33 protein-coding genes and 1 pseudogene are annotated in these 21855 nt (G+C 41.3%); 3 read left to right on the top strand and 31 right to left on the bottom strand.

Annotation, left to right across the window (positions count from 1 at the left end; translation table 11 throughout):
- Positions 1 to 55: 55 nt before the first annotated feature.
- The 30 genes and pseudogenes from ACY45D_RS02390 to ACY45D_RS02245 form a co-directional block, all read right to left on the bottom strand.
- Positions 56 to 1546, bottom strand: a complete 1491-nt coding sequence (locus ACY45D_RS02390; RefSeq protein ID WP_463108284.1) for a flavin-containing monooxygenase — start codon at positions 1544 to 1546, stop codon at positions 56 to 58.
- Between the two features lie 211 nt (positions 1547 to 1757).
- Positions 1758 to 2123 (bottom strand): 50S ribosomal protein L17, encoded by a 366-nt coding sequence (gene rplQ, locus ACY45D_RS02385; protein WP_004281488.1) that lies wholly within the window; start codon positions 2121 to 2123, stop codon positions 1758 to 1760.
- 18 nt (positions 2124 to 2141) lie between these two features.
- Complete coding sequence (locus ACY45D_RS02380) at positions 2142 to 3149, bottom strand: DNA-directed RNA polymerase subunit alpha (RefSeq protein WP_004816876.1); 1008 nt, start codon at positions 3147 to 3149, stop codon at positions 2142 to 2144.
- Positions 3150 to 3166: 17 nt separating this feature from the next.
- Entirely contained in the window at positions 3167 to 3793 is a 627-nt protein-coding gene (gene rpsD, locus ACY45D_RS02375) for a 30S ribosomal protein S4 (protein WP_010112125.1), read from the bottom strand.
- A 12-nt stretch (positions 3794 to 3805) separates the two neighbouring features.
- Complete coding sequence (gene rpsK / locus ACY45D_RS02370; protein ID WP_001040166.1) at positions 3806 to 4192, bottom strand: 30S ribosomal protein S11; 387 nt, start codon at positions 4190 to 4192, stop codon at positions 3806 to 3808.
- A gap of 19 nt (positions 4193 to 4211) precedes the next feature.
- Positions 4212 to 4568, bottom strand: coding sequence for a 30S ribosomal protein S13 (gene rpsM, locus ACY45D_RS02365; RefSeq protein ID WP_005012957.1), 357 nt, complete (start codon positions 4566 to 4568; stop codon positions 4212 to 4214).
- 107 nt (positions 4569 to 4675) lie between these two features.
- Positions 4676 to 4792, bottom strand: coding sequence for a 50S ribosomal protein L36 (gene rpmJ, locus ACY45D_RS02360; protein ID WP_000867907.1), 117 nt, complete (start codon positions 4790 to 4792; stop codon positions 4676 to 4678).
- Between the two features lie 21 nt (positions 4793 to 4813).
- Positions 4814 to 6133 carry a preprotein translocase subunit SecY gene (gene secY, locus ACY45D_RS02355; protein WP_171407731.1) on the bottom strand — a complete coding sequence of 440 codons (1320 nt, stop codon included), beginning with the start codon at positions 6131 to 6133 and terminating at the stop codon, positions 4814 to 4816.
- A gap of 45 nt (positions 6134 to 6178) precedes the next feature.
- Positions 6179 to 6619 carry a 50S ribosomal protein L15 gene (gene rplO / locus ACY45D_RS02350; protein ID WP_463108283.1) on the bottom strand — a complete coding sequence of 147 codons (441 nt, stop codon included), beginning with the start codon at positions 6617 to 6619 and terminating at the stop codon, positions 6179 to 6181.
- 3 nt (positions 6620 to 6622) lie between these two features.
- On the bottom strand, positions 6623 to 6799 hold the full coding sequence (gene rpmD, locus ACY45D_RS02345) for a 50S ribosomal protein L30 (RefSeq protein ID WP_089605404.1): 177 nt from the start codon (positions 6797 to 6799) through the stop codon (positions 6623 to 6625).
- Positions 6800 to 6805: 6 nt separating this feature from the next.
- Positions 6806 to 7303: a 30S ribosomal protein S5 gene (rpsE, locus tag ACY45D_RS02340; protein ID WP_010111943.1), complete on the bottom strand. Its 498-nt coding sequence runs from the start codon at positions 7301 to 7303 to the stop codon at positions 6806 to 6808.
- A 2-nt stretch (positions 7304 to 7305) separates the two neighbouring features.
- A complete protein-coding gene (gene rplR / locus ACY45D_RS02335; RefSeq protein WP_002049741.1) occupies positions 7306 to 7656 on the bottom strand; it encodes a 50S ribosomal protein L18 in 351 nt (116 codons plus the stop codon).
- A 14-nt stretch (positions 7657 to 7670) separates the two neighbouring features.
- On the bottom strand, positions 7671 to 8204 hold the full coding sequence (gene rplF, locus ACY45D_RS02330; protein ID WP_463108282.1) for a 50S ribosomal protein L6: 534 nt from the start codon (positions 8202 to 8204) through the stop codon (positions 7671 to 7673).
- Positions 8205 to 8217: 13 nt separating this feature from the next.
- On the bottom strand, positions 8218 to 8613 hold the full coding sequence (gene rpsH / locus ACY45D_RS02325) for a 30S ribosomal protein S8 (protein WP_120382585.1): 396 nt from the start codon (positions 8611 to 8613) through the stop codon (positions 8218 to 8220).
- Between the two features lie 13 nt (positions 8614 to 8626).
- Complete coding sequence (gene rpsN / locus ACY45D_RS02320; protein ID WP_004825185.1) at positions 8627 to 8932, bottom strand: 30S ribosomal protein S14; 306 nt, start codon at positions 8930 to 8932, stop codon at positions 8627 to 8629.
- A gap of 9 nt (positions 8933 to 8941) precedes the next feature.
- A complete protein-coding gene (gene rplE / locus ACY45D_RS02315) occupies positions 8942 to 9478 on the bottom strand; it encodes a 50S ribosomal protein L5 (protein WP_004725705.1) in 537 nt (178 codons plus the stop codon).
- Between the two features lie 16 nt (positions 9479 to 9494).
- Positions 9495 to 9812: a 50S ribosomal protein L24 gene (rplX, locus tag ACY45D_RS02310; protein WP_004825187.1), complete on the bottom strand. Its 318-nt coding sequence runs from the start codon at positions 9810 to 9812 to the stop codon at positions 9495 to 9497.
- Between the two features lie 11 nt (positions 9813 to 9823).
- A complete protein-coding gene (gene rplN, locus ACY45D_RS02305; RefSeq protein WP_004657680.1) occupies positions 9824 to 10192 on the bottom strand; it encodes a 50S ribosomal protein L14 in 369 nt (122 codons plus the stop codon).
- A 91-nt stretch (positions 10193 to 10283) separates the two neighbouring features.
- Positions 10284 to 10541 (bottom strand): 30S ribosomal protein S17, encoded by a 258-nt coding sequence (rpsQ, locus tag ACY45D_RS02300; protein WP_004725698.1) that lies wholly within the window; start codon positions 10539 to 10541, stop codon positions 10284 to 10286.
- Positions 10538 to 10735 (bottom strand): 50S ribosomal protein L29, encoded by a 198-nt coding sequence (rpmC, locus tag ACY45D_RS02295; RefSeq protein ID WP_463108281.1) that lies wholly within the window; start codon positions 10733 to 10735, stop codon positions 10538 to 10540. The genes rpsQ and rpmC overlap by 4 nt, the downstream gene beginning before the upstream one ends.
- Positions 10735 to 11148 (bottom strand): 50S ribosomal protein L16, encoded by a 414-nt coding sequence (gene rplP / locus ACY45D_RS02290; protein WP_004725694.1) that lies wholly within the window; start codon positions 11146 to 11148, stop codon positions 10735 to 10737. The genes rpmC and rplP overlap by 1 nt, the downstream gene beginning before the upstream one ends.
- Positions 11088 to 11904, bottom strand: a pseudogene (gene rpsC, locus ACY45D_RS02285) (30S ribosomal protein S3). The gene rplP and the pseudogene rpsC overlap by 61 nt, the downstream one beginning before the upstream one ends.
- A gap of 1 nt (position 11905) precedes the next feature.
- A complete protein-coding gene (gene rplV / locus ACY45D_RS02280; protein WP_004691320.1) occupies positions 11906 to 12235 on the bottom strand; it encodes a 50S ribosomal protein L22 in 330 nt (109 codons plus the stop codon).
- A gap of 9 nt (positions 12236 to 12244) precedes the next feature.
- On the bottom strand, positions 12245 to 12520 hold the full coding sequence (rpsS, locus tag ACY45D_RS02275) for a 30S ribosomal protein S19 (protein ID WP_004281508.1): 276 nt from the start codon (positions 12518 to 12520) through the stop codon (positions 12245 to 12247).
- 19 nt (positions 12521 to 12539) lie between these two features.
- The gene (rplB, locus tag ACY45D_RS02270) at positions 12540 to 13364 is read right to left on the bottom strand and encodes a 50S ribosomal protein L2 (RefSeq protein ID WP_010111915.1); all 825 of its coding nucleotides are present in this window, start codon (positions 13362 to 13364) and stop codon (positions 12540 to 12542) included.
- 11 nt (positions 13365 to 13375) lie between these two features.
- On the bottom strand, positions 13376 to 13696 hold the full coding sequence (rplW, locus tag ACY45D_RS02265) for a 50S ribosomal protein L23 (RefSeq protein WP_010111913.1): 321 nt from the start codon (positions 13694 to 13696) through the stop codon (positions 13376 to 13378).
- Positions 13693 to 14295 carry a 50S ribosomal protein L4 gene (gene rplD / locus ACY45D_RS02260; RefSeq protein ID WP_004725681.1) on the bottom strand — a complete coding sequence of 201 codons (603 nt, stop codon included), beginning with the start codon at positions 14293 to 14295 and terminating at the stop codon, positions 13693 to 13695. The genes rplW and rplD overlap by 4 nt, the downstream gene beginning before the upstream one ends.
- 11 nt (positions 14296 to 14306) lie before the next feature.
- Positions 14307 to 14945: a 50S ribosomal protein L3 gene (rplC, locus tag ACY45D_RS02255; RefSeq protein WP_120382589.1), complete on the bottom strand. Its 639-nt coding sequence runs from the start codon at positions 14943 to 14945 to the stop codon at positions 14307 to 14309.
- Positions 14946 to 15004: 59 nt separating this feature from the next.
- Positions 15005 to 15316 carry a 30S ribosomal protein S10 gene (gene rpsJ, locus ACY45D_RS02250; RefSeq protein ID WP_004725677.1) on the bottom strand — a complete coding sequence of 104 codons (312 nt, stop codon included), beginning with the start codon at positions 15314 to 15316 and terminating at the stop codon, positions 15005 to 15007.
- A gap of 276 nt (positions 15317 to 15592) precedes the next feature.
- Entirely contained in the window at positions 15593 to 16318 is a 726-nt protein-coding gene (locus tag ACY45D_RS02245) for a type 1 glutamine amidotransferase (protein ID WP_463108280.1), read from the bottom strand.
- Between the two features lie 180 nt (positions 16319 to 16498).
- On the opposite strand from ACY45D_RS02245, the gene ACY45D_RS02240 reads away from it, so the two are divergent.
- Positions 16499 to 17683 carry a PLP-dependent transferase gene (locus ACY45D_RS02240; RefSeq protein ID WP_463108279.1) on the top strand — a complete coding sequence of 395 codons (1185 nt, stop codon included), beginning with the start codon at positions 16499 to 16501 and terminating at the stop codon, positions 17681 to 17683.
- A 262-nt stretch (positions 17684 to 17945) separates the two neighbouring features.
- Positions 17946 to 19517: a helicase HerA-like domain-containing protein gene (locus tag ACY45D_RS02235; protein WP_463108278.1), complete on the top strand. Its 1572-nt coding sequence runs from the start codon at positions 17946 to 17948 to the stop codon at positions 19515 to 19517.
- A gap of 104 nt (positions 19518 to 19621) precedes the next feature.
- Here the strand turns inward: ACY45D_RS02235 and ytfE are convergent, their stop codons facing one another.
- Entirely contained in the window at positions 19622 to 20278 is a 657-nt protein-coding gene (gene ytfE / locus ACY45D_RS02230; protein ID WP_463108277.1) for an iron-sulfur cluster repair protein YtfE, read from the bottom strand.
- 327 nt (positions 20279 to 20605) lie between these two features.
- Here ytfE and hmpA point away from each other — a divergent pair, with 327 nt between their 5' ends.
- Positions 20606 to 21814 carry an NO-inducible flavohemoprotein gene (hmpA, locus tag ACY45D_RS02225; RefSeq protein ID WP_463108276.1) on the top strand — a complete coding sequence of 403 codons (1209 nt, stop codon included), beginning with the start codon at positions 20606 to 20608 and terminating at the stop codon, positions 21812 to 21814.
- Positions 21815 to 21855 lie beyond the last annotated feature (41 nt).

The following is a 21855-nucleotide window of genomic DNA, read 5'->3' as shown; positions in this document are numbered from 1 at the left end:
AACATAAAAAAAGGAGCTTTCGCTCCTTTCTGTTTTTTACATCTTTTTACATCAATCAAGAAACAAGTTTAGGCTTCTTTTCTGCTTGGGCTGTACGCTTATAAAATTTTAATACACCATCATCAAATCTAGCATTTTTTAGCTCTTTACGATCTGCTAAATAATTATTCGACACTTTCCATGGTGCATGCTTACCTTGTTTCGGCATGACATTAGCTGCGCGAGCAATATAGCCAGAACTGAGGCTACCCATTACTGTATCTTCCATTAATTCAGTCGCATCACCTTGTGGAATCACTTCATCAAAGCCTTTTTGATCCATATAATTCACAAGACGGCAAATATAGTCTGCTGCAATATCCACTTTAAGTGTCCATGAAGCATTAATATATCCAATAATCATCGCCATATTCGGCACATCACTGACCATTACACCTTGATAAAGCATATGTTGTGAAGTATTCATTGGCTTGCCGTCAATTGTCGCCTTAATTCCACCTAGAATCTGAATTTCAAGACCTGTTGCAGATACAATAATATCTGCATCTAGATGCTTACCTGACTTTAATTGAATTCCAGTTTCAGTCATTTTTTCTATTTGATCTGTTTCAACACTGGCCTTGCCTGAACGCAGAATCTTAAATAGATCACCATCTGGAACGACACATAAACGTTGATCCCAAGGATTATAAGTTGGAGTAAAATGCTTCATATCCACTTTACCTTTTAGCTGCATTTCAATTGATTTCAAAAGGAATTTGCGCAGTAATTTTGGTTGCTTCTGAGCAAGTGCATAAATCCCGCGTTGCATTCCAATATTACGTGCACGAGTTAATTTATATGCAACATCTTCAGGCAGAACTTTACGCATCTTGTCATAAACAAAATCAACAGATGGAATAGATGCAATATAGGTAGGTGAGCGTTGCAACATTGTTACATGCCCTGCTCCACCTTTAGACATTGCAGGCACTAAAGTGATTGCGGTTGCACCACTGCCGATAATAACCACTTTTTTGCCAGTATAGTCTAATTTTTCTGGCCAAAATTGCGGGTTGATAAACTCGCCTTTAAATGCATCTTTATTTGGAAAATCAGGTTGATAACCTTGGTCATAATTATAATAGCCTGTACAGCCAACAACAAAATTTGCGACCCAAGTTTGTAATTTTTGGTCTGCACCTTCAATTTCTACAACCCATTTCTTGATCGAAGAATCATAATTTGCTGTGCGTACACGATGATTAAAATGGATTTTATCTTTTAATTTATATTCTTCAACAACTTCAGCCACATAACCTTTGATTGAAGCGCCATCTGCCAAGACATTGGCTTGTTGCCATGGTTTAAAGTTAAAACCAAAAGTCGACATATCAGAATCTGAACGAATACCCGGATATTTAAATAAATCCCAAGTTCCACCAAAACTTTCACGACGCTCAATAATTTCGAACGAACGTTGTGGTGAATTTTTAGATAAATGAGCAGCAATTCCGATACCAGAAATACCTGCACCTACAATGAGAATATCAACTTGTCTTTCCATGTTCTTTTTATAACCTATTCAAGAGTACATTTTTATTAAATCATAAATTTGACAATACGCAATGTCAAGTTTGTATTTTTCTGACAAATTTCATATCAGTTGGGGACAAATTAATATTTTGTCTAACAATTACTAAATTTTAGCCATAAAAAAAGGTCGGTAAAATACCGACCTTTTTCGAACAACCGATTGTTCTATGGCGTGTAAGTAATTAGTTTACTTCACGATCCACAAGCTCTACATAAGCCATCGGCGCAGCATCACCTGCACGGAAACCAGCTTTAAGAACACGTAGATAACCGCCGTTACGTTCTTTGTAACGAGGGCCAAGAACGGTAAATAATTTACCAACTGTTGCTGCTGAACGAGTACGAGCAAACGCCAAACGACGGTTTGCTACAGTATCGTTTTTAGCTAAAGTGATTAAAGGCTCAGCAACACGACGTAATTCTTTTGCTTTAGGCACAGTTGTTTTGATCAACTCATGCTCAAACAAAGAATTAGCCATGTTTTGGAACATCGCTTTACGATGGCTGCTGGTACGGCCTAATTTCACACCACTATTACGATGACGCATGGTGATAGTCCTACTTAATTAACGGCTACGATAGGCGAAACGATCGTCCATACGGAGACTAGCTGGTGGCCAGTTCTCTAAACGCATGCCGAGTTGTAAGCCTTTAGAAGCCAGAACATCTTTGATCTCTGTAAGCGATTTTTTACCAAGGTTAGGCGTTTTAAGTAACTCAACCTCAGTGCGCTGTACTAGATCACCAATGTAGTAAATATTTTCTGCTTTCAAACAGTTAGCAGAACGAACAGTAAGCTCTAGATCATCTACTGGACGAAGCAAAATTGGATCAACTTCTTCACGTGGTTCTTGAGCAACTGGAGCTTGATCTTTCTGAAGATCAACAAAAATTGCAATTTGTTGTTGCAAGATTGTCGCCGCTTTGCGGATCGCTTCTTCAGGATCTACAGTACCATTTGTTTCAAGATCAATGACGAGCTTATCAAGGTCAGTACGTTGTTCTACACGAGCGTTTTCCACTGTGTAAGACACGCGCTTGATTGGGCTATAAGAAGCATCTAACTGTAAACGACCAACAGGACGTGTTTCACCTTCAGGGAAACGAGAGTCAGATGTTTCATAACCACGGCCTTGAGAAACTTTCAGGCGCATTTTCAATGAGCCAGAAGCACTTAAAGTACCAATCAAATGTTCAGGGTTAACCACTTCAACATTATGAGGTAAACGAAGATCAGCAGCAGTTACGTCGCCAGGTCCTTGTTTCTCTAATGTTAAATATGCTTCGTTTTGATCGAACAGCTTAATAGACAATCCTTTTAGGTTCAGCAAGAGCTCGACGATGTCCTGCTGCAAGCCTTCTAAAGTACTGTACTCGTGCTCGACACCTTCTATCTCAACTTCTACCACGGCAGCGCCAGGTAGAGAAGATAATAGGATGCGACGTAAAGCATTACCAAGAGTATGGCCGAAACCACGCTCTAACGGTTCAAGAATCACTTTTGCCGAGGTCCCGCTTGCCGCTTCGACCTTGATCGCTTGCGGAGTTAGAAACTCGTTTGCAGTACGCGTCATTATTGCTACCTCAAGGATTATTTAGAATACAATTCTACAATCAAGCTTTCGTTGATTTCAGCAGGTAAATCAGAACGATCTGGTGCAGCTTTAAATGTACCTTCAAGTTTTGAATGATCTACTTCAATCCAAGAAGCTGTACCACGTTGAGCAGCCAATTCAATTGCGTTTTTAATACGTAATTGTTGTTTAGCGCCTTCGTGAACTGCGATCACGTCACCCGCTTTAACTTGGATTGACGCGATGTTAACGCGACGACCATTTAAAGTGATTGAACGGTGAGATACTAGCTGACGAGCTTCTGCACGTGTAGAACCAAAACCCATGCGATAAACAACGTTATCGAGGCGGCTTTCAAGCAATTTCAACAAGTTTTCACCAGTTGCGCCTTTAACACGAGCAGCTTCTTTATAGTAATTACTAAATTGACGCTCTAAAACACCGTACATACGACGTACTTTTTGTTTTTCACGTAATTGTAGTGAGTACTCAGATTGTTTACCACCACGAGCTCCGCCATGTTGGCCAGGAGCTTTAGCAGCTTTTTTAGTTTTGACGTCAAATGGTTTAACGCCAGATTTTAATTGCAGGTCTGTCCCTTCGCGGCGAGAGAGTTTGCATTTTGGACCAATATAACGAGCCATGAATGTTTCTCCTTACACGCGACGTTTTTTAGGTGGACGGCAACCGTTGTGCGGGATTGGCGTCACATCGGTAATGCTGTTAATTTTATAACCCACTGCACCTAAAGCACGAACCGCAGATTCACGACCAGGACCAGGACCTTTTACAAGGACGTCCAAGTTTTTCAAACCGTAGTCTAAAGCAGCTTTACCAGCAACTTCAGCAGCTACCTGAGCAGCAAACGGAGTTGATTTACGTGATCCACGGAAGCCTTGTCCACCAGAGGTAGCCCAAGCCAGTGCATTACCTTGACGATCGGTAATAGTCACAATGGTGTTATTAAAAGAAGCGTGAATGTGTGCAACACCTTCAGAGACGGTACGAGTGACCTTCTTGCGTGTGCGAGTATCTTTAGCCATCTTTTAGCTTCCAGAAATCTTATTTCTTAATAGGTTTGCGCGGACCTTTACGGGTACGTGCGTTAGTTTTGGTGCGTTGTCCGCGAACAGGCAAGCTGCGACGATGACGAAGACCACGATAGCAGCCTAAATCCATTAAACGTTTAATGTTCATGGAAATTTCGCGACGTAAATCACCTTCGGTCGGAACCTTAGCAACTTCTGCACGAATCGCATCAAGCTGAGCATCATCTAATTCACGGATTTTAGTAGTAGTAGCAATGCCTGCAGCAGCTAAAATGTTTTTAGCAGTGTGACGGCCAATACCAAAAATATACGTGAGAGAGATAACAGCATGCTTGTTATCCGGAATGTTTACACCGGCAATACGAGCCATTCAAATTTCTCCAAAAAGGCAGTAGAGATAATCAACCGCCCCACAAAAATCTTGAGGGGCGGATAATAACCTAATTAGCCTACTGAAATCAACAGGTCTTAATTAAATTAACCTTGACGCTGCTTATGACGAGGTTCTGCGCTGCAAATTACGCGAATAACCCCATTACGACGGATAACTTTACAGCTACCACAAATTTTTTTTACAGAAGCTTGTACTTTCATGATGAAACCTTCTAAGTGCGCTTATCCCTTAGGATGAGCAGTCGTTTTTCTCATTAACGATTGATTATCATACTGATGCGATGTTAAGTGGGCTTGAAGCTGAGCCATAAAGTCCATAACCACTACAACCACAATAAGTAATGAGGTACCGCCCAAGTGGAACGGAATACCAAAAGAACTTTGTAAAATCATCGGCATTAAGCAGATAACAGTGATGTAGATTGCACCAATAAATGTCAAACGATTAAGAATATGATCTAAGTAACGAGCAGTTTGCTCACCTGGGCGAATACCAGGTACGTAAGCTCCGCTGCGTTTCAAGTTTTCCGAAACTTCTTTTGGACTGAAAACCAGTGCCGTATAGAAATAACAGAAAAAGATAATTAACGCACCGAAGAGCACCAAATACAAAGGTTGTCCAGGCGATAATACTAATGCCAAATCTTGTAGCGCACGCTTCACGAATCCTGCATTTGGATCAGCACTACCCAACCATTGACCTAAACTTGCAGGGAACAACAATAACGAACTCGCGAAAATTGCTGGAATTACCCCTGCCATGTTAATTTTCAATGGCAAATGTGTCTGCTGTGCAGTAAATACGCGACGCCCTTGCTGCTTTTGAGCATAGTTAACAGGTATGCGACGTTGAGCTTTTTCAATAAACACAATTGCTGCTAATACAGCAATTGATAGCAATCCAAATATAGCCAAACCAATCAAGCTTGATTGACCATTATCTACAGATGTAAATGCTTGAATCACTAAGTTTGGTAAACCAGCAACAATACCTGCAAAGATAATCATTGAGATACCATTACCAACACCACGTTCAGTAATTTGCTCACCTAACCACATTAAGAACATAGTACCTGCAACTAACGAAGTTAGTGCTGGAACGTAAAAAGCTAGCCCTGACGTCAAAGTAATCCCTTGACTGATCAGACCAGCACACATTCCAATACCTTGAACTAATGCAAGTAATAGGGTGCCGTAACGCGTATATTGATTAATCTTACGCTTACCCTGCTCGCCTTCCTTTTTTAATGCCTCTAGCGAAGGAACAACCGTGGACATTAACTGCACAATAATAGATGCAGAAATGTAAGGCATAATTCCTAGCGCAAGAATAGACATTCGCTCTAATGCCCCGCCCGAGAACATATTAAACAAACCTAAAAAAGTACCTTCATTAGCTTTGAAAAAACGTTCTAGAGCGACGTTATCAATACCTGGCAGCGGAATATGCGCTCCTAGTCGAAAGACAACTAATGCACCAATTAAAAACATTAATCGGTGAATAATTTCACGATATTTCACATGAAATGGTTGACCTTTCATCATGTTCACATGACCTGAAGAACTAGGAGACATAGTCACTCGCGATTACTCCTCGACTTTACCGCCAGCAGCTTCAACAGCAGCTTTAGCGCCTTTAGTCAATGCAACACCTTGTACAGTGAATGCACGAGTGATTTCACCAGAAAGAACGATACGAGCACGCACCATATCTTTACGTACGACATTCGCAGCTTTTAAAGTTTCAAGTGAAATAACATCACCTTCAACTTTAGCAAGTTCAGACAAACGTACTTCAGCAGTTTTCAAAGCCAATTGGCTTGTGAAACCGAATTTAGGCAAACGACGGTATAACGCAGTTTGACCACCTTCAAAACCTGGACGAACGCCACCACTTTTACGTGATTTTTGACCTTTGACACCACGGCCACCGGTCTTACCAACGCCAGAACCGATACCACGGCCTAAACGACGGTTTTCACGTTTTGCACCTTCAGCAGGTGCAAGCTCATTTAAACGCAGAGTCATGGCTTATTCCTCTACACTAACCATATAGTAGACTTTGTTGATCATACCACGGTTAGAAGGTGTATCCACCACTTCTACTGTATGACCAATACGACGCAGACCTAAACCTTGTAGGCAAAGTTTGTGATTTTTCAAACGATGCGCAGAAGATTTAGTCTGGGTAACTTTAATCGTTTTCATGATTGATTACCCTAAAATTTGTTCTACTGAAAGACCACGTTTCGCAGCAACTTTCTCAGGAGAAGTCATATCACGCAAACCGTTGAAAGTTGCGTTTACTACGTTAGCAGCGTTTGTAGAACCATAACATTTAGTCAATACGTTACGTACACCTACAGCTTCTAACACTGCACGCATAGCACCACCAGCAATTACACCAGTACCTTCAGAAGCAGGTTGCATGTAAACGCGGCTTGCACCGTGACGAGCATTGATAGGATGCTGAACAGTACCGTCAACAAGATCAACAGTAATCATGTTACGACGTGCAGCTTCAAGTGCTTTAGAAATAGCAGCTGGAACTTCACGTGCTTTACCACGACCAAAACCTACGCGACCATTACCATCACCAACCACAGTCAATGCTGTGAAAGAGAAGATACGACCACCCTTAACAACTTTGGCTACACGATCAACGGCAACCAGCTTTTCAACAAGACCTTCGTTTTGTTCAACTTTAGCCATGATTAGAACTCCAAGCCGTTTTCACGAGCAGCATCAGCCAAGGCTTTGATACGACCATGATATTTGAAACCAGAACGGTCAAATGCAACTTTAGTAACACCAGCTGCTTTAGCACGCTCTGCGATTAAAGCACCTACTTTAGTAGCCGCATCAACGTTACCAGTAGTACCGCTACGCAAAGATGCATCCAAAGTAGAAGCTTGCGCTAATACTTTGCCACCATCTGCTGAAATAACTTGTGCATAGATGTGACGCGGAGTGCGGTTTACACACAAACGAGTCGCACCCAATGCACGGATGTGCAAGCGTGTGCTTTTGGCACGACGCAAACGGGATTGTTTCTTTTCGTTCATAAGAACCTCGCGCCTTATTTCTTCTTAGCTTCTTTACGAAGCACAACTTCATCCGAATAACGAACACCTTTACCTTTATACGGCTCTGGAGAACGATATGCACGGATTTCTGCAGCCACCTGTCCTAACAATTGCTTGTTAGCTGATTTCAAAATGATTTCAGTAGCAGTTGGAGTTTCTGCAGTTACGCCTTCTGGAAGAGAGTAATCGATAGGATGAGAATAACCAAGGTTAAGGTTAACAATAGTACCTTTAACCGCAGCTTTATAACCAACACCGATCAGTTGTAACTTACGTTCGAAGCCTTCGTTAACACCTTTAACAAGGTTGTTAAGAACAGCGCGAGCAGTACCAGCTTGCATCCAAGAATCGCGAGATTCTTTAACTGGAGCAATATGAAGTTGACCTTCTTCCTGTTTAAGCTCGACCAGCGCATGCAGGTTGAAAGACAAAGTACCTTTACTGCCTTTCACTTCGACCTGCCGGCCGTTCTGAGTAACTGTTACACCGTTAGGTACAGCTACTGGGGCTTTAGCCACACGAGACATGAGGAATCACCTATTAAGAAACAAAAGCAATAACTTCACCACCGATGCCCGCAGCACGTGCAGCGCGATCAGTCATGATGCCTTTGCTTGTAGAAACAATTGCAATACCTAAACCTTGCTTAACGCTCGGTAAGCTATCTTTACCGCGATATTGGCGTAGACCTGGACGGCTTACACGCTTCACAGTTTCAATAACTGGCTTGCCTTCAAAATATTTTAAAGTAATTGTCAAAGTAGCTTTGCCTTCAGAATCAGCAACGTCTACATTTGAAATGTAACCTTCTTGTTGAAGTACGTTTGCAATTGCAACTTTCAACTTAGAATTAGGCATAGAAACAGTTTGTTTCTTTGCCATTTGTGCGTTACGAACACGAGTTAACATGTCGGCAACGGTATCTTGCATACTCATTTATAGTCGCTCCTTACCAGCTTGCCTTAACAACGCCCGGTACATCACCTTGCATTACTGTATCGCGTAATTTGTTACGGCTTAAGCCGAACTTACGGAAGTAACCATGAGGACGACCAGTTAAACCACAACGGTTACGAAGACGCACTGGAGACGCATTACGTGGTAATGCTTGTAACTTCATCATCGCTTCGAAACGTTCTTCATCAGATGCATTTACGTTTGCAATCGTTGCTTTTAATTCAGCACGTTTTGCAGCATATTTTGCAACTGTAGCTTCGCGTTTCAATTCGCGATTAATCATACCTTTCTTAGCCATATCGACCTCTTATTTGAACGGGAAGCCAAATGCACGGATTAGCGCACGGCCTTCGTCATCGGTGCGAGCAGTCGTAGTGATAGTAATATCCATACCACGAATACGATCGATCTTATCAAAATCGATTTCAGGGAACATAATTTGTTCCTTGAGACCCATTGAATAGTTACCACGACCATCGAATGATTTCGCAGAAAAACCGCGGAAGTCACGAATACGAGGGATCGCAATAGAGATCAAACGGTCTAAGAATTCGTACATTTGTTCGCCGCGTAAAGTTACTTTACAACCAATCGGCCAACCATCACGGATTTTAAAACCAGCGATTGATTTACGAGCTAATGTAAGCACTGGTTTTTGACCAGCAATAGCTTGCATATCAGCCAAAGCGCCATCTAACAATTTCTTGTCAGCTGAAGCTGCACCAACACCCATGTTGATGGTGATTTTAGTGATGCGAGGAATCTCCATCACATTACCCAAACCAAGTTCTTCTTTTAACTTAGCTCGGATTTCGTCGTTATAACGTGTTTTAAGTCTGGCCATAGCCTATTTCAACCTATTACTTCGCTACCGCCACTGATTCACCATTTGACTTGTAAACGCGAGTTTTCACGCCTTCAATCACTTGGTAACCAACACGGTCAGCCTTTTGGGTTGTAGCATTTAAAATTGCCACGTTTGAAATATGAAGCGAAGCTTCTTGTGTAACAATAGCGCCTTCAGCACCTGTTGCACGGTTCGGCTTTTGATGCTTCTTCACTAAGTTAAGGCCTTCAACCTTAACTTGGTCATTTGAAACAGACAAAACAGTTCCCTGTTTGCCTTTTTCTTTACCTGCGATCACAATTACTTGATCGCCTTTTCTAATCTTAGCCATGATTGCCTCTATTATAGAACTTCAGGAGCCAATGAAATGATTTTCATGAACTGTTCAGTACGAAGTTCACGAGTCACTGGTCCGAAAATACGAGTTGCAATCGGTGCTTTGTTGTTGTTCAAAATAACAGCTGCATTATCGTCGAAACGAATAACAGAACCATCTGGACGACGGATGCCGAATTTTGTACGTACAACAACAGCATTCATCACGTCACCTTTTTTAACACGTGCGCGTGGAATAGCTTCTTTTACAGTAACTTTAATAATGTCGCCAACAGAAGCATAACGACGATGTGAACCACCAAGTACTTTAATACATTGTACGCGGCGAGCACCACTGTTGTCTGCTACGTCTAGCATACTTTCGGTCTGAATCATTGCCCTACTCCAAAACCGAGCATCACCGGTCGCAATTTCGAAAGGCTCAAAGAGTACTCGAAATTGACCGATGATGCAACAAGAACGTTAATTACTCAGCAGCAGCTTCAATAACTTCCACTAAAGTCCAAGCTTTAGTTTTTGAGATTGGGCGGCTTTCTTTGATGGTTACAACATCACCAGTTTTAGCTGTGTTGTTTTCATCATGAGCATGTAATTTAGTTGAACGGCGGATTGATTTGCCATACAACGGGTGTTGAACGCGGCGTTCAATAAGTACAACAATAGACTTGTCCATTTTGTCACTTACGACTTTGCCTGTTAACGTGCGAACTGTTTGCTCACTCATTGTCCGTTCCCCTGTTTTTCGGTAAGGAGGGTCTTGATACGAGCAATCGTCTTACGAGTAAGCGCAACTTCATGCGATTTACCCAATTGACCAGTTGCTTTCGCCATACGAAGACGGAATTGGTTTAGCTGTTGCTCATCAAGCAAAGCTGCCAACTCTTCTACCGATTTTTCACGTAGATCTTTAGTTTTCATTACATCACCGTCTTAGTAACGATAGTGGTTTTAAATGGAAGCTTAGCCGCAGCAAGCGTAAACGCTTCGCGTGCCAATTCTTCACTAACACCATCCATTTCGTACAAGATCTTACCTGGTTTGATTTGGCAAACCCAGTATTCCACAGAACCTTTACCTTTACCCATACGAACTTCTAATGGTTTTTCAGTAATTGGTTTGTCCGGGAAAACACGGATAAAGATCTTACCACCACGTTTTACACGACGGCTGATTGTACGACGAGCAGCTTCAATTTGACGAGCAGTCATTTGACCACGCTCAACAGATTTAAGTGCAATCGTACCGAAAGATACAGTGCTACCGCGATGTGCTAGACCAGTATTACGGCCTTTTTGCACTTTACGGAATTTTGTACGCTTAGGTTGCAACATGGATTATTCTCCTTTTTCAGCAGAACGATCGTTGCGACGACCACGGCGCTCTTGACCTTCACCACGACCGCGACCACGTTTAGCTGGACGTTCTTCAGCAGGAGCAGGGTTCATGACTTGTTTCATGCCACCTAAAATCTCACCACGGAAAATCCAAACTTTAACACCGATCGTACCGTAAGTAGTCTCTGCACGCATAGTTGCATAGTCGATGTCAGCACGAAGTGTATGTAAAGGTACACGACCTTCACGATACCATTCAGTACGTGCAATCTCTGCACCACCTAAACGACCAGATACTTCAACTTTGATACCTTTAGCACCAGCACGCATAGAGTTCTGTACCGCACGCTTCATAGCACGACGGAACATTACACGTTTTTCTAATTGAGAAGCAATTGCTTCAGCAACTAAACGAGCGTCTAAGTCTGGGCGATCGATTTCGTTGATGCTTACTTGCGCTGGAACACCCATAATTTGAGTAAGTTCGCGCTGTAATTTTTCAATATCTTCGCCTTTTTTACCGATTACGATACCTGGACGAGCAGTGCTAATTGTTACTTTAGCAGCGCCTGTAGGGCGTTCGATAAGAATTTTGCTCACCATCGCGCTCTTAAGTTTTTTAGTTAAAAACTCACGAACTTGAAGATCTTTAAGCAAATATTCAGCGTATTGTTTCGGACTCGCATACCAGTTGGCGTTATGACGTTTTACAACACCAAGGCGGATACCGATTGGATGAACCTTCTGACCCATATCAAACCCCTACCTTAACGGTAATGTGACAAGTACGCTTAGTAATACGATCTGCACGGCCTTTAGCACGTGGCATAATACGTTTAAGGCTAGTGCCTTCGTCAACGTAAATCGTAGTAACCTTAAGGTCGTCTACATCTAAACTGTTATTGTGTTCAGCGTTTGCAATTGCAGATTCCAATGCTTTTTTAACCAAAACTGCAGCTTTTTTGTTGCTGAAGTTAAGAATATTAAGCGCGTGAGCAACAGATTTGCCACGGATTAGGTCTGCAACCAAACGAGTTTTTTGTGCCGAGATAGCGGCACCGCGTAATTTAGCAGTAACTTCCATCATAGCACCTTAACGTTTAGACTTCTTGTCAACACCGTGACCACGATAGGTACGAGTTGGCGCGAATTCACCAAGTTTGTGACCAACCATATGTTCAGATACGATCACTGGAACATGGTTACGGCCATTGTGTACAGAAATTGTTAGACCAACAAAATCTGGGAGGATCATCGAACGACGCGACCAAGTTTTGATCGGCTTACGGTTATTAGCCGCGATAGCCGCTTCAACCTTAGCGAACAAGTGCGCATCGACGAATGGGCCTTTTTTCAGAGAACGAGGCATTGTCAGATTCCTTTACTTGTTACTTAACGCGACGGTCGCGAATGATCATCTTAGTCGTACGCTTGTTGGTACGAGTCTTGTACCCTTTAGCTTTTTGACCCCATGGGCTTACAGGTTGAATACCTTTGTTACGCCCTTCACCACCACCATGTGGATGGTCTACTGGGTTCATCGCCATACCACGAACGGTAGGACGAACGCCACGCCAGCGAGATGCACCTGCTTTACCAAGTGAACGAAGGTTGCTTTCTGAGTTAGATACTTCACCTAACACAGCACGGCATTCAACGTGTACTTTACGCATTTCACCAGAACGTAAACGAACGATAGCGTAAGAACCGTCACGACCCAACAATTGAGCAGAAGTACCAGCAGAACGCACTAATTGTGCACCCTTACCAATTTTAAGCTCGATGTTATGTAGTGTAGAACCGATTGGCATATTACGAAGTGGCAAGCAGTTACCTGGACGAATTGGAGCATCGTTACCAGATTGTACTTTATCACCAGCACGTAAACCTTTAGGAGCAATGATATAACGACGCTCACCATCAGCATAAAGAACTAATGCAATATGCGATGTACGGTTAGGATCGTATTCAATACGCTCAACTACAGCAGGAATGCCATCTTTGTTACGTTTGAAGTCAACGATACGATAGTGTTGCTTATGACCACCACCAACGTGACGAGTAGTAATGTGACCGTTATTATTACGACCACCAGTACGTTTTTTAGCTTCAACCAACGGCGAATAAGGCGCACCTTTGTGAAGATGGTCGTGAACGACTTTCTCTACAAAGCGACGTCCTGGAGACGTTGGCTTACATTTTTGAATTGGCATAATTTTCGTCCTTATTCCGCTGCGCTTTCAGCGGTATCGCCCAAGTCAGCCATTTCAACATCTTGGCCAGCTTTCAGGGTGACGTATGCTTTTTTAACATCAGAACGACGTCCTAATGTTTTACCAAAGCGTTTAGTCTTACCTTTAGTGATAGTCGTGTTAACTTTAACAACTTCTACACCAAATAATTGTTCTACTGCTTTTTTGATTTCAAGTTTGTTTGCATTGATAGCAACTTTAAAAACTTGAACACCAGCAGTTTCACCTAAAACTTGTGCTTTTTCTGAAAAAACAGGTCCTTGAAGGACTTGATAGATACGTTCGTTGTTCATCCGAGTTCTACCTCAATTTTCTTAGCAGCAGCAACAGACATAACAACTTTATCGAACGCGATCAAACCAACAGGATCGATCCCAGCAGCATCAACCACATCAACGTGTGGAAGGTTACGAGCAGCTAAATATAGATTTTCATCTACAGCTTCTGTAACGATTAATGCGCGAGTAGCGTTCAAGCCGTTAAGTTTTGCAAGCAATTCTTTAGTCTTAGGCGCTTCAACAGCAAACTCTTCAACTAATACAAGACGATCTTGGCGAACAAGTTCAGCTAAGATACATTGCATTGCACCGCGGTACATTTTACGGTTAACTTTTTGAGACCAATCTTGTGGACGAGCAGCAAAAGTTTTACCACCACCAACCCAGATTGGGCTACGAATAGAACCCGCACGAGCTCGGCCAGTACCTTTTTGACGGAATGGTTTTTTACCACCGCCAGAAACGTCTGCACGTGATTTTTGAGCTTTAGAACCTTGACGACCACCAGCTAAATAAGCTGTAACAACTTGGTGTACAAGAGCTTCATTAAAATCACGACCGAAAGCTACTTCTGATAATTCAACAGCAGAGCCGGAAACAGTTTTTAAATTCACGTTATTTCCCCTCAGGCCTTGATCGTAGGACGAACGATAACGTCGCCACCAGTAGCACCAGGAATCGCACCTTTAACAACAAGAACTGAACGTTCTGCGTCGATAGATACAATTTCAAGACCTTGTACTGTTACGCGTTCAGCACCTAAATGGCCAGCCATTTTTTTGCCTTTGAAAACGCGACCAGGAGTCTGGTTTTGACCTGTAGAACCTAAAACACGGTGAGATACAGAGTTACCATGTGTAGCATCTTGCGTACGGAAATTCCAACGCTTAACACCACCTTGGAAACCTTTACCTTTTGATTGTCCAGTTACGTCAACAATTTGACCTACTGTGAACAAATCTACACCGATAGTTCCACCAATTTCACGACCTTCAAGATCAGCTTCTGTTGCACGGAATTCGCTAACTAAACGACCAGCAGCAACACCAGCTTTCGCAAAGTGACCTTTCTGAGCATTTGTTACGCGAGATTCGCGACGTTCACCAGTAGTGATTTGAATCGCTTGATAACCATCAGTTTCAAGCGTTTTGATTTGAGTGATACGGTTAGGATCAACCTCAATCACTGTTACAGGTACAGAAACACCAGCATCTGTAAAGATACGTGTCATACCGCACTTGCGACCGACTAAACCAATAGCCATGTGCATAAACCTCTAAAAAAGCGGCCTAATTAACTTAGAGCGTTAATTAACCGAAAGCCTTAACCCAATGCGATCTGAACATCAACACCAGCTGCAAGATCCAATTTCATCAATGCATCTACAGTTTTGTCTGTAGGCTGAACGATATCGATCAAACGTTTGTATGTGCGGATTTCATATTGGTCACGCGCATCTTTGTTTACGTGTGGTGATGTCAAAACGTTAAAACGTTCGATGCGAGTAGGCATCGGGATAGGACCACAAACTTGTGCGCCAGTACGTTTTGCTGTTTCTACGATCTCTTGAGAAGATTGATCAATTAAACGGTGATCAAAAGACTTAAGACGGATACGAATTCTCTGGTTAGACATACCAGTTAACTCCAAGCCAAATATATAAAGAATCACCCTTGACGCATCTCACCCCACTAAATAAGGCAAGTGTCAAAGGCAGTGAAAATCACTAAGGTCATGATCGATGCCACGACTGTAACGATCTGGATGACTTTCTTCGCCATCCATCCCCTTCATATCGAAGGGTCGCTCATTATAACGATTGTTTAACAGTTAAGCAAATGAATTTAAGCCTTTTCATCTATTTTTAAATAATTTATTGTTAATCAAGATGTTTATCTTTTAAACGACTATTTACACGCTGAGTACATAATCAATCGCATTGTTTAACAGCTGATTTCCACATAAGTAATCCGATTTTTGTGTCATTTTGAGCTTATTTAAAGATTGGGCATGGTTTTCACTAAACACCATATCGTCTTCTTCATGCTCTATAAATATTTTTAAGCTATGCGGCGTAATTTCTGGATGAAATTGAAAACCCAATACATTTTTACCAATTTGATAAAGCTGATTTGGGCAGACCTGATTTTCTGCTAAACGAATCGCACCTTTTGGAATATCAAAGGTTTCACTATGCCATTGCATAACTTTAAATTCCTCTGGAAGTTGAAAGTATTCATCAGGCACATAATCGCTTTTATTGACCAAAGTCCACCCCAACTCTTGCATAGGGTTTCGTCTAACATTGGCTCCCAAGGCATTGGCGATCAGTTGCCCACCTAAGCACAATCCTATCGCAGGTTTCTCTTGTGCTAAATAACGTCTAATCCATCGTTTTTCTACTTTCAACCACGGATAGTTCGCTTCATCATTCACACTCATCTCTCCGCCCATGATAATGAGCAAATCTACATCATTCACATGGGGTAAGGCTTCTATATCCAGTTGTGAATCCGTTGGTAAAGCAAAAAATTCTGTCGCGGTAATTTCAGCATCCATTGCTTTTAAATGTTCAAAACAACTTCCAAAACCTTCACCTGCAATATGTTGAAAATAATGCACTTTAAGTTTTTTCATCTTTTCACCTATTCTTGTTGTATCGCTTACGCTAAAAATCTACAAATTACAGAGATGCAAATGCAAAAATGAAGCCAATATCAATTTTAGTTATGAATTTTCACAAATTATTGCTTTTCGCCTTTCAATGATTATGGTTTGCTTATAACAACTCTTTATTGCCCCTTTTTGAGTAATCTTGTGAAATTAAATCCGCAAACTGCGTTAATTCATGCACCCCGAAAAGCACCTCAATATATAAATACGGTTCAGGCTCCCTTATTTCGTGCATCAACGATCATTTTTGAAAATACAAATGCACTATTTAATCGCCATTGGACGGATGATTATGACTATAGTTATGGTACACACGGCACACCAACCACCTATACCTTAGGTGACAGCATTGCGCAGATTGAAGGTGGAAAGTATTGTCTACTCACACCGAGCGGCTTATCTGCAATTAATTTGGTGAATTCATGTTGTTTAAGTCACGGCGATGAAGTCTGGGTTGCTGAGAATATTTATAGCCCAAACATGGAACATCTACGTAATCTTGAAAAGCGCTACGGAATTACTGTTAAAGTTTATAATCCAATTGATGTAGACTCTTTTCAACCTTCAGAACATGCGAAATTGATTTGGTTAGAAGCCGCGGGTTCAATCACCTTAGAATTCCCCGATTTAATCAATTTAGTGAAGAAAGCTAAAGCGCACGATATGCTCACAGCTTTGGACAATACTTGGGGAGCAGGTTTAGCTTTTAATCCATTTGATTTTAGTGCTGAACACTTAGCTGTAGATATTTCCGCACACGCACTGACTAAATATCCAAGTGGTGGTGGTGATATTTTAATGGGTTCAGTAGTCACCAATCATAAAAGTTTACACCAGCAGTTATTGCGCATGCATGCCATTCAAGGCATTGCCATTTCAGGTGATGACGCTGCTCAAGTGCAACGCAGCCTAGCCAGTATGCAAATCCGCTATCAACATCAATCTCAAAGCACTTTGAAAATTTTAAACTGGCTCAAAACCCAAGACGCCTTTGCGCAGGTCTTACACCCTGCTGATCCTGACAATATTAGCCATACTTTTTGGAAACAAACTTGCCAAACAGAACAAAGTGCAGGTTTAGTCAGTGTCATTTTCAAAGCGGAATATGATTTAGCAGCGATTCGTCAATTTTGTGATCATTTAGAACTCTTTAAACTCGGTTTTAGCTGGGGCGGCCCAGTCAGTTTAGTGATGTTATACAATCTGAAAGAGATGCGTCACGCTGAACCATCGCACTTAAAACAAGGCTTATTGGTTCGCTTCTGTATCGGCTTGGAAGATGCTGATGATTTGATTCAAGACATTGAAAATGCATTAAAAGCACTTTAAGTTTAAGTCATTGGGAACTGCGTAAAAAGTCTTCACATAGCAACACTTATAAGATTGCTATGTGGAGATTTACTCAAATATGGATCTTTTTAGCCAAGCACTTTTAAGCCAATAACGCTGTTTAACTGAATCCAAAATTTCAACAATGAAAACAGATTTACAACACTATCATTTCATGCAATTTTGTATAACGAACATGATATAAAAACTGAGTATGCTTCACTCAAACAAAAGCACTCGAATTAAAGCTATAGGAATAAAAATGGGTACACCAATCGTCATTGCAAAAAAAACTTCAGATACAACACAAGATATTGTCTTACATTCACAATTTGCCAATCGTCATGGTTTAATTGCAGGTGCAACAGGAACAGGGAAAACCATTACCCTAAAAGTACTTGCAGAAAGTTTTTCACGTATTGGTGTTCCTGTTTTTTTAGCCGATGCTAAAGGTGATGTATCCAGTATTGCCAAAGCAGGTTCAAGCAATCCTAAGTTTGATGAACGCATTAAAAGCTTAGGGGTTGAAAGCGTTCCTTTTGCAGCCTCACCAACGATATTTTGGGATTTATTTGGCGAACAAGGACATCCTATTCGCACCACAATTTCAGAAATTGGACCTTTGCTTCTAGCGCAAATGCTCAATTTGAATGACACCCAAGAAGGTGTGCTTTCCGCAGTATTCCGTGTTGCAGATGACCAAGGCTTACTGCTGATTGACTTTAAAGATTTAAAAGCCATGCTGACTTATGTCAGTGAAAATGCGGCTGATTTAAAAGCAGAATATGGCAACCTTTCTCCAGCGAGTTTAGGTGCAATTCAACGTAATTTACTGGCTTTAGGTGATCAAGGTGGCGAACGCTTCTTTGGTGAGCCAAGTTTAGACATCATGGATTTTATTCAAACAGATTCTAATGGTCATGGTTATATCAACCTACTCGCTGCTGATAAGTTAATGAATACCCCTAAACTTTATGCAACATTCCTGCTTTGGATGCTTTCAGAACTGTTTGAAAAGCTGCCTGAAGTCGGTGATATGGATAAACCGAAACTGGTGTTCTTCTTTGATGAAGCACATTTATTGTTTGATAATGCAAGCCCTGCTTTACAAGACAAAATCCAACAAGTTGTTCGTTTAATTCGCTCAAAAGGCGTGGGCATCTATTTTATTAGCCAAAGCCCATTGGATATTCCTGAAGATGTGCTTGGGCAATTGGGTAATCGTGTGCAACATGCTTTACGTGCATTTACCCCAAAAGACCAAAAAGCAGTAAAAACTGCTGCCGATACTTTCCGCGCTAATCCTGAGTTTAAAGTTGACCAAGCAATTACTGAATTGGCTGTCGGTGAAGCATTGATCAGTTGCCTAGATGAGCAAGGTACGCCACAAATTGTAGAACGTGCCATGGTAATGCCGCCTTACTCCGCATTTAATCCAATCACATTAGATGAACGTAAAACATTGATGGCACAGAGTATTGTGGCAGGTGTATATGACAAAGAAGTCGATCGTGACAGTGCATATGAAATGCTACAACGTAAAGTCTCCGATAGCGCACAACAACAGATTGCCTTTGAAGCGGCTGCACAACAAGCCAAGCAACTTGAGGAAATGGCAAAGTTTCAGGCCAAACAACAAGAGGCTTTAAATAAAGAACAAGAACGTGCTGCCAAAGCACAACAAAAAGAAGAAGAAAAAGCCGCAGCTGCTCGCGCCAAAATGACTCAAGATGTGATTGGTACTTTTGCTAAAAGTGCAGCACGTAGTCTAGGTGGGTCTACAGGACAAAAAATTGTACGAGGTTTATTAGGCTCATTGTTTGGGAAACGTTAATAACGAAGAACTAAAATGAACCTCAACATTCTGCTGGTGATGTACTACATTTTCAGCAGAATGATCAAATTTAACCAATACCTTAGCCAAGTCAAATATACGCGTTAAGATACTCGCATAAACAATTCATTATTTTCCAAATGGATGTGTTGCATCAGATCAAGCTTAAACGTATTCAGTCCGATATATAACGCTTGCCAAGTATTACATGCACCCGCAGGTGGCGTAATATCATGCGTCAACTTTTCTAACACCTCCAAGCTCTCACCATGTAGTGTATGCTCATATCGCATCATCTCGATCGGATGTACTGCTTGAGGTTGCTGCGCTCGAATCATTGGAAATAGAATCTGCTCCTCTTTCATCATATGACTAAGTAACTCTTGTTGCATCTCAATCAATACGCTTGCCAGCCCTGTCGGACAGTCAGGGTGAGTCTTATGTACTTTTTCAACACGCTCAGCCAATCGAATAAGTTCAGGAAGCTGATGACGATGTACTTCATGATAACGTGCCAAGATATGTTCAATGAGCTCGTCCGTTTGTAATGTTTCTACGCGATCTAAATGTTGTTTTTGATCATCAATCAGTGTTTGTAAATCATTGATTACACCATCAATCTCCACGTTCTTTTTTACACAAGCATCTGCCAATGTAAGATGTCCATTACAACAAAAATCTAGCTTATATTTATGAAATACCGCTGTTGCACCGGCGATGCTTCTCGCAATTTCTCCTACGCTTTGCTGATTCATACTCATGGCTTAAATCTCCATTGTTACGTATTGTATTTAATAAATTATGTTGCATGAGACCCACGTTAGCCCTATTCATATCACGAATAAATCCCCCAAACGGCCTGAGAAAAATCCCCCATTAGGCTGAGTGAACCCACAAAGTTTTCCTGTTAAATTGCTTTTCAATACATTCTTACAAAACAATTCACACCGATTTAACTTAAAAGAAATACACTAGACTAAAGAATCACATAGAATTTTTATGGTTTTATGTTAAAAATATATTGCAAATAAATTTTAAAAGGTATATTTTAAATACATCTTATAAATGATAGCCAAGAGAGATCAACAATGACTCCGCAGCAAATTGACCTTGTAAAAGCAACTGTTCCTGTTCTTCGTGAAAATGGTGTAGCACTAACTGGTTATTTTTATAACCGTATGCTAGGCAACAATCCTGAGTTAAAAGAAACCTTTAACATGGGTCATCAACGTAGTGGCGCACAAGCTCAAGCGTTGGCTGGTGCAGTTTTAGCATATGCTGAAAATATTGAAGATCCATCCGTGCTATTGCCTGTTGTTGAACTGATTGCACATAAGCATGTCAGTCTGAACATTCAATCACCGGACTACAATATTGTTGGTGAGAATCTTTTGCACTCGATCAGTGAAGTATTAAGCATCTCGATGGAAGATCCATTGATTGGTGCATGGGCTGCAGCTTATGGACAATTGGCAGATCTATTTATCAGTACTGAAAAAGCGATTTATGATCAACATCAACAAACTCAAGGCAGTTGGTTAGGTTGGCGTAATTTTAAAATCGCGAAAAAAGTTGTAGAAAGTGATGAGATTACTTCTTTCTATCTTGCACCAGTAGATGGTGGCGCATTACCTAAATATGAAGCCGGCCAATATATTTCAGTACGTGTTTTTGTTGAAGAACTTGGTTTAAAACAACCACGCCAATACACCCTTTCAACAAGCCCACAAGCTGACTATTTACGTATTTCAGTAAAACGTGAAGATGAAAAAGGGGATTTAGCAGGTGGTTGGGTTTCAAGCACTTTACACAGCTTGGCAGAAGGCGCTGAAATTGAAGTGTCTGCACCAACAGGTAACTTCTACCTGATTGATAGTAGTAAACGTAATGTATTCATTAGTGGTGGTGTTGGTTTAACACCAATGATTGCCATGTTGAATCAATTGGTCACTTTAGATATGCCGCAACCTGTTAGCTTTATTCATGCATGTCGTAGTAGCCAAGTACATGCCATGAAACAACATATTCATGAGCAAAAATCTAAATTCCCTCGTCTAAGCACATTTACTGCTTACGAGTTCCCACATACAGGCGATGTTTTAGGTGAAGATTATGATGTTGCGGGTCGTTTAGACTTAGCTACAGTTGATGCTGCATTGTTACCAGCCAATGCAGACTACTACCTTTGCGGTCCAATACCATTTATGCAACAACAGCATCAAGCATTGGTTGCACGCGGTATTCAACCTGAGCAAATTCATAGTGAAGCATTTGGTACAGGTGGCACTGGTATTTAAACCAAATTTCTCTTTCATTCTTTATAAGGCTAGTCTATGTT

Source organism: Acinetobacter sp. BZX-2 (genome assembly GCF_055179795.1).
Note: the sequence above shows the minus strand (reverse complement) of the source record. Positions and strands in the feature narration are given on the sequence as shown.

Excerpts from the sequence above, each read along its gene's own strand:
- ACY45D_RS02390 (WP_463108284.1), bottom strand. The coding sequence starts at position 1,546 with ATGGAAAGACAAGTTGATATTCTCATTGTAGGTGCAGGTATTTCTGGT.
- rplQ (WP_004281488.1), bottom strand. The coding sequence starts at position 2,123 with ATGCGTCATCGTAATAGTGGTGTGAAATTAGGCCGTACCAGCAGCCAT.
- ACY45D_RS02380 (WP_004816876.1), bottom strand. The coding sequence starts at position 3,149 with ATGACGCGTACTGCAAACGAGTTTCTAACTCCGCAAGCGATCAAGGTC.
- rpsD (WP_010112125.1), bottom strand. The coding sequence starts at position 3,793 with ATGGCTCGTTATATTGGTCCAAAATGCAAACTCTCTCGCCGCGAAGGG.
- rpsK (WP_001040166.1), bottom strand. The coding sequence starts at position 4,192 with ATGGCTAAAGATACTCGCACACGCAAGAAGGTCACTCGTACCGTCTCT.
- rpsM (WP_005012957.1), bottom strand. The coding sequence starts at position 4,568 with ATGGCTCGTATTGCCGGTGTAAACATTCCGGATAACAAGCATGCTGTT.
- rpmJ (WP_000867907.1), bottom strand. The coding sequence starts at position 4,792 with ATGAAAGTACAAGCTTCTGTAAAAAAAATTTGTGGTAGCTGTAAAGTT.
- secY (WP_171407731.1), bottom strand. The coding sequence starts at position 6,133 with ATGAAAGGTCAACCATTTCATGTGAAATATCGTGAAATTATTCACCGA.
- rplO (WP_463108283.1), bottom strand. The coding sequence starts at position 6,619 with ATGACTCTGCGTTTAAATGAGCTTGCACCTGCTGAAGGTGCAAAACGT.
- rpmD (WP_089605404.1), bottom strand. The coding sequence starts at position 6,799 with ATGAAAACGATTAAAGTTACCCAGACTAAATCTTCTGCGCATCGTTTG.
- rpsE (WP_010111943.1), bottom strand. The coding sequence starts at position 7,303 with ATGGCTAAAGTTGAACAAAACGAAGGTCTTGTTGAAAAGCTGGTTGCC.
- rplR (WP_002049741.1), bottom strand. The coding sequence starts at position 7,656 with ATGAACGAAAAGAAACAATCCCGTTTGCGTCGTGCCAAAAGCACACGC.
- rplF (WP_463108282.1), bottom strand. The coding sequence starts at position 8,204 with ATGTCTCGTGTGGCTAAAGCCCCAGTAGCTGTACCTAACGGTGTAACA.
- rpsH (WP_120382585.1), bottom strand. The coding sequence starts at position 8,613 with ATGAGTATGCAAGATACCGTTGCCGACATGTTAACTCGTGTTCGTAAC.
- rpsN (WP_004825185.1), bottom strand. The coding sequence starts at position 8,932 with ATGGCTAAGAAAGGTATGATTAATCGCGAATTGAAACGCGAAGCTACA.
- rplE (WP_004725705.1), bottom strand. The coding sequence starts at position 9,478 with ATGGCCAGACTTAAAACACGTTATAACGACGAAATCCGAGCTAAGTTA.
- rplX (WP_004825187.1), bottom strand. The coding sequence starts at position 9,812 with ATGGCTAAGATTAGAAAAGGCGATCAAGTAATTGTGATCGCAGGTAAA.
- rplN (WP_004657680.1), bottom strand. The coding sequence starts at position 10,192 with ATGATTCAGACCGAAAGTATGCTAGACGTAGCAGACAACAGTGGTGCT.
- rpsQ (WP_004725698.1), bottom strand. The coding sequence starts at position 10,541 with ATGAGTGAGCAAACAGTTCGCACGTTAACAGGCAAAGTCGTAAGTGAC.
- rpmC (WP_463108281.1), bottom strand. The coding sequence starts at position 10,735 with ATGAAAACTAAAGATCTACGTGAAAAATCGGTAGAAGAGTTGGCAGCT.
- rplP (WP_004725694.1), bottom strand. The coding sequence starts at position 11,148 with ATGTTGCAACCTAAGCGTACAAAATTCCGTAAAGTGCAAAAAGGCCGT.
- rplV (WP_004691320.1), bottom strand. The coding sequence starts at position 12,235 with ATGGAAGTTACTGCTAAATTACGCGGTGCCGCTATCTCGGCACAAAAA.
- rpsS (WP_004281508.1), bottom strand. The coding sequence starts at position 12,520 with ATGCCTCGTTCTCTGAAAAAAGGCCCATTCGTCGATGCGCACTTGTTC.
- rplB (WP_010111915.1), bottom strand. The coding sequence starts at position 13,364 with ATGCCAATTCAAAAATGTAAGCCAACGTCTCCAGGACGTCGCTTTGTA.
- rplW (WP_010111913.1), bottom strand. The coding sequence starts at position 13,696 with ATGAACAACGAACGTATCTATCAAGTCCTTCAAGGACCTGTTTTTTCA.
- rplC (WP_120382589.1), bottom strand. The coding sequence starts at position 14,945 with ATGGCTATTGGTTTAGTCGGTCGCAAGTGCGGTATGACACGTATCTTT.
- rpsJ (WP_004725677.1), bottom strand. The coding sequence starts at position 15,316 with ATGTCTAACCAGAGAATTCGTATCCGTCTTAAGTCTTTTGATCACCGT.
- ACY45D_RS02245 (WP_463108280.1), bottom strand. The coding sequence starts at position 16,318 with ATGAAAAAACTTAAAGTGCATTATTTTCAACATATTGCAGGTGAAGGT.
- ACY45D_RS02235 (WP_463108278.1), top strand. The coding sequence starts at position 17,946 with ATGGGTACACCAATCGTCATTGCAAAAAAAACTTCAGATACAACACAA.
- ytfE (WP_463108277.1), bottom strand. The coding sequence starts at position 20,278 with ATGAGTATGAATCAGCAAAGCGTAGGAGAAATTGCGAGAAGCATCGCC.
- hmpA (WP_463108276.1), top strand. The coding sequence starts at position 20,606 with ATGACTCCGCAGCAAATTGACCTTGTAAAAGCAACTGTTCCTGTTCTT.